Source organism: Shewanella sp. CAL98-MNA-CIBAN-0140, assembly GCF_040309905.1.
GTDB lineage: Bacteria > Pseudomonadota > Gammaproteobacteria > Enterobacterales > Shewanellaceae > Shewanella > Shewanella psychromarinicola.
The window spans coordinates 1-5721 of sequence record NZ_JBEOPI010000067.1 but is presented as its reverse complement, the minus strand read 5'-3'; the positions used below and the strand labels follow the sequence as shown (position 1 = coordinate 5721).

Sequence of the window (5721 nt, the reverse complement as noted above, 5' to 3'; positions counted from 1 at the left end):
GTAATAGTCTGATTTTTGCTAACGACAGCATGTTCAGTCACCGCAGTGCTTTTTGTATCGGCAGTACTTGTTGTCGCGGAGCCATTGGCTAATGCCGCTTTTTGGGCTTTAGCACGTGCAACCGCCGCGGCAATTTTAGCTTTTTTGTCATCTACAGCTTGGGTGGTGGCTGAATGAGTTACTTCAGCTTCACTCGCAGTGTTGTGGTTATTATCGGTAATAGTCTCCTTTTTGCTAACGACAGCATGTTCAGTCACCGCAGTGCTTTTTGTATCGGTAGTACTTGTTGTCGCGGAGCCATTGGCTAATGCAGCTTTTTTGGCTTTAGCACGTGCAACCGCCGCGGCAATTTTAGCTTTTTTGTCATCTAGTGGTTGGGCTGACTCATTGATAACTTCAGCTCCACTGGGTGTGTTGAGGGCGTTTGTTTGCGTTGACTCATTGGCTAATGCAGCTTTTTTAGCTTTAGCACGTTCAATGGCGGCGTTAATGACTGTTTTATTTACGTCGGTGGTATCGATTGCTACATTGCTCGAAGATGCAAGGCTTGTGGCAGCGGAACCTTGCGTTACTGAGTCTGTTGCTTGAGCTTTTTTCGCGGCGATACGTGCCATCGCGGCGGCAACAGCATCTTTATCACTCGATTTCATATTTGCTTGGCGCTTGGCGGCAGCTTGCTTTGATTTTTCTTCGCGCGCATTTTTTTCATCTTCAAGACGTTGTAAGCGAGCTTCAAAACGAAGTTTAGCTTTTTCAGCTTGAAGTTTTTCTTCAGCGGTATTTTTCAGCGCCGACTTAGCGATACGATAGTATTCAACTAAGGGGATATCACTTGGACAGACATAGCTACAACAACCACATTCAATGCAGTCTTTTAAATTAAAACTCGCTGCTTTATCGTATTCTTCAGCTTTTGCGTGCCAGAATAACTGTTGTGGTAACAATAATGCCGGGCAAACGACAGCGCACTCACCACATCGAATACAGGCTTTCTCATCTGAATCGGGTGCTATTTCTGTTTGGCTTGGTGTTAGCAAACAGTTGGTGCCTTTTAATATTGGCACATCAAGTTCGGCTATTGCATATCCCATCATTGGGCCGCCTACAATGATTTTTTGCGCGCGCTCTGGTTTGAAACTAACTTGACTGAGGGCATCGGCTACGGTTGTGCCTATTCTAAGCCAATAGTTTCCGGGTTTACCGATGCTTTCACCCGTTAATGTCACCACGCGTTCAATGAGTGGTTTACCTTGTAATACCGCATCTTGTATTGCATAGGCGGTACCGACGTTATGCATAACAATACCGAGTTGGGCTGGAATCGCGCCACTTGGCACTTCTTTACCGGTAATAATTTGAATAAGTTGTTTTTCACCGCCAGAAGGGTACTTTGTTGGAATAACGGTGACGCGGATCATGTCGTTGGGCAATGAGCTGCGATGAATAGCCGATTCCATAGCCTGCGCGGCTTCAGGTTTGTTGTCTTCAATGGCGATGATAATGCGCTGTGGATTAAGTAAATGATCAATAATACTTATGCCAGTTAAGATTTCATCACTGTATTCACGCATTAATCGATCATCAGCACTGATATAGGGTTCACATTCCACACCATTAATGATGACTAAATCGATTTCGCTGGCGGGGTTGAGTTTGACATGGCTAGGAAACGCCGCGCCGCCCATGCCTGCAATCCCTGCGTGTTTGATTTTGTCTAGAATAGCCGGTTTTGACAGTTGTTCAATCTGACCTGGTACCAGTTCACACCAAGTATCTTGACCATCAGCTTCGATGATGCAACTCAACACAGGTAATAAAGAGGGATGGTTACTATGGTGTTCTTCTATTGCCACAACCGTCCCAGAGGTAGGCGCGTGAACCGGTAAATAGGTAAAACCAGCACCTTCAGTGATTGATTGTCCTCTTAATACCTTGTCACCAACACGAATGCTAAGTGCGGCCTGTTGACCGACAAGGGGAACCGGTACCACAAATCGCGATGACAGTGGTAAAGGTAAAATTGTTCGTTGATTGGATAATGATTTAAGTTCAGGTGGATGGATCCCGCCAGGAGAGCGCCACAAAGTACCTTTATCTAATTGCTCTAATAACGTTAGCACCGTTTTTCCTCTTGCTCAGGATCGATCACGTTTACTGGGATAGCGTGTAACTTCCAGTCCCAATTTTGTATTGTGGTTGCAACGGGGATCATATCTATACAATCGACAGGGCAAGGTTCAACACATAAGTCACAGCCAGTACAATCTTTGACAATAACGGTATGCATTAATTTACCAGCACCTAAAATAGCGTCAACTGGGCAGGCTTGGATACACTTAGTGCAACCAATGCATTCATCTTCGCGGATGTAAGCCACTTTTTTCACATTAGCTTGAGCCTCTTCGCCTAACGCTTCAGGTTCTACCCCCATGAGCTCAGCAATTTTTTCCATGGTAGCGGTACCGCCTGGAGGGCATTTATTGATTTTCTCACCATTGGCGATGGCTTCTGCATAGGGTCGACAACCAGGGAAACCACATTGACCACATTGAGTTTGCGGTAGCAAGGTTTCTACTTGATCAACAATAGGGTTGCCTTCGACTTTAAATTTTTTCGACGCAAAACCCAAAATGACACCAAACACCAATGCTAAGGCGGTTAGTATGGCGACGGCAATTAATATACTCGAAATCATTAAGTAACCAGCCCCGCAAACCCCATAAAGGCTAATGACATTAACCCGGCAGTGATCATGGCAATTGCACCACCTTTAAAAGGTAAGGGCACATCGGCGGCCGCTAATCGCTCACGCATGGCAGAAAATAAAATTAACACTAATGAGAAGCCAACCGCAGCACCAAAACCATATATAGCCGATTGAATAAAATTATGGTCTTCATTGACGTTAAGTAAAGCGACGCCTAATACGGCACAATTGGTGGTGATTAATGGTAAATAAATGCCCAGCGCGCGATGTAAGGAGGCACTGGTTTTTTGCACTACCATTTCAGTAAATTGCACCACGACGGCAATCACTAAAATAAAGCTCATGGTGCGTAAATAACTGAGATCAAATGGTTGTAACAGAAATTCATTAATTAAATAACTCAAAATAGACGCTAGGGTCAACACAAACGTGGTTGCCATCGACATCCCAATTGCTGACGCTAATTTGCTCGACACCCCCATAAAAGGGCATAGACCTAAGAATTTTACCAGAACAAAGTTGTTTACCAGCACTGTGCCGATTAACAGGAGAAGGTAATCTGTCATTGCTACAATTTTTTGACCAATAGTTGTTAGTATTATCTTAGGTTTGACGCCGATAAACAACGGATAAAAAATAAGGTTAAACATAAAATGTTTAACCTTAGAATAAAAGCGTGTTTTTTTACCCTTTATTAACCTTGTTGTTACTGTTTAAGCAACAACAATTCAGGTTTAGCAATATAATATCCTTGTAGTCCGTCCACTAAGAGTTTTTCTAGGGTGAGCTTTTCATCCTGCTTTTCAACACCCGTGGCTATGACGCGGATACTGATGCGTTTTGCGATATCAACGATCATCCTAATAAAAAACTTATTATTATTATCTTGTTCTATATTGTCACTGTAACTGCTGTCTAACTTGATAAAGTCAGGACGTACTTCACGGAAAAATTTAAATGAGGTAAAGCCTAAACCAAAGCGCTCGATAGCGATTTTTGCGCCTACTTTGTGTATCTCGGTAACAAATTGATGGCTAGACTCTAAATTGGTCTGCATTCCTGATTCATTAAGTTCAAACACTAATCGAGCAGCGGTGCCACGATGTTTAGACAATATATCTTTTAACCAAACCGTAAAACTGCCTTGAAGCGCTGAGGACGCACTGATATTCACTCCCATATTACCTGAAATACTCGGGTTTTCACTCAAGATTTTAATGGTTTGTGTGACAATCATTTTATCTAATTCAATACTCATCCCATAACGTTCAGCCATCGCAATCACTGTGGTTGTTGGTAAATGTCTACCTTCGCCGTTATAAAAGCGAGCCAGTAACTCGCGGTAAACTTCAGTAGCATTGTTACAGGGTTGAATAGGTTGTTGATAAAATTTTACGCTTCGACGATTAATCAAGTCGCCGATGGTGATTTTCCAATGATCTGTTCCGACTTGCTCATCACCCGATAGCTTCTCTAATTGATAGTAACGATTAGGCCCCAGAGTTTGTGCCACGCTGACGGCGGTATCAGCTAATGCCATCAATGCTAATGGCTCGTTTCCTTGCTGATAGGGCACCATACCCGCATGCGCTATAGAGTCACTTTTTGTGCTTTGGGCATATTCGTCAAGATAACGTTTAAGTTGCTCTAAAAATCGCTCACCCTCTTTTAGGGAAATACTGTCAATGAAAACAGCAAAATCGCCACTGGAAATCCTAAAGCACTCATTCGGTCCAAGATTTGATGCCGATTTACGAATACAGCTTGCCAATTTTGCTAAATAATCATCACCTGCAACGCGGCCATGTAATTGGTTGACGCTTGCAAGTTCAGCTGCCTTAACCACAACCAGTACACCATTTTGTTGTTTATCTGTTTTTCTTATCGCTTCAATATGCTGGGTAAAGCGTTGGCGCGTTGAAAAACCACTGACGGGATCTTGGTAAGCAGCTTTGGTTAACAACTCATTTTCTTTACGTACCCGATCTAAGCTGAGCTTTAATTGACCACGGCAAGTTTCTATTGCGTTACCTAATGGCTTCAATACGCCCGGGAAGCGTGATTTTTCAATGGCGAGGAATGATAAGTCAGGGATATGAGCAATGTATTCAGCAGCATAGTTGATTCTACGACGATGTAACTGCACGAGTGCGGCAAATAACAGCATCAGAATGATATATGCCGCGATTAATAAGGTCGCGGTTTGTTCTAAGTCATTAAAGCTGGGTGACAACACACTGGCAGTGTCTAATCTCACTTGTAAGCGACCATCGGCAAAGTTTTGAACGTGACCTAATTCAATATCAAAAACTTGGCTGGCAAAATCGTCTGAAGGGCGAAGTAAACTGCCATAGGTAAAATTATTATTACTGTCGGTATTATGGATATATTGAAAAAACTGAAAAGAAAAGTCTTTAGACATGCGTTGGTATAACGCTTCTCCGCTGCCATGCCAGTCATCAATGGTTTGTACATTTTGTTGATAACTTGCGCGCGCAACTTCACCTTGTTCCTGTACTTGGTTATTTTCGACCGTGTAAATTTGGAAGATTAATAATCCAAACACAAGGAACAGAACCAGCTGAAAGGATTTCGATAAGCCCATAAAACATCCATTCCCATAAGTGTTTTTGGCTAAATTTGCTCAGTCCGGCACAAGCTTTGTGCTGAAGAGGTTCGAACAAGATGTTAACCAAAAATATAATGATCTAAATAGTTTATATTATAATCAATATTATCATAGCAGAAATGAGATTAGTTAATTATTAATCTAAGGTATTATTACATATAGAAAAATTAACTATATTTCACTAAAAAAGTAGTCTTAAATAAATGATGATAACTAAGATAAATGAAGCGATTGGAAGGTTATGATATTGAAAGTAAAGAGTAGATTAACAAACGCGAGGTTTTAACAGAAGAAATATTGCCGATAATAATGGCTCCCCAGACTGGACTCGAACCAGTGACATACGGATTAACAGTCCGCCGTTCTACCAACTGAACTACTGGGG

Annotated in this window: 4 protein-coding genes; all 4 read right to left on the bottom strand. The window is 42.2% G+C overall.

Annotated elements, in window-relative coordinates:
- Nucleotides 1-2120: electron transport complex subunit RsxC (gene rsxC / locus AAEY93_RS19990; protein WP_351079367.1), on the bottom strand; the 2120-nt coding region annotated here is incomplete at its 3' end.
- Nucleotides 2114-2692 carry an electron transport complex subunit RsxB gene (gene rsxB / locus AAEY93_RS19985; protein ID WP_124013157.1) on the bottom strand — a complete coding sequence of 193 codons (579 nt, stop codon included), beginning with the start codon at nucleotides 2690-2692 and terminating at the stop codon, nucleotides 2114-2116. The genes rsxB and rsxC, both read right to left, overlap by 7 nt.
- A 2-nt stretch (nucleotides 2693-2694) precedes the next feature.
- Nucleotides 2695-3273: an electron transport complex subunit RsxA gene (gene rsxA, locus AAEY93_RS19980; RefSeq protein ID WP_101034661.1), complete on the bottom strand. Its 579-nt coding sequence runs from the start codon at nucleotides 3271-3273 to the stop codon at nucleotides 2695-2697.
- A gap of 140 nt (nucleotides 3274-3413) precedes the next feature.
- The gene (locus AAEY93_RS19975; RefSeq protein ID WP_351079364.1) at nucleotides 3414-5312 is read right to left on the bottom strand and encodes an EAL domain-containing protein; all 1899 of its coding nucleotides are present in this window, start codon (nucleotides 5310-5312) and stop codon (nucleotides 3414-3416) included.
- Nucleotides 5313-5721: the final 409 nt, after the last annotated feature.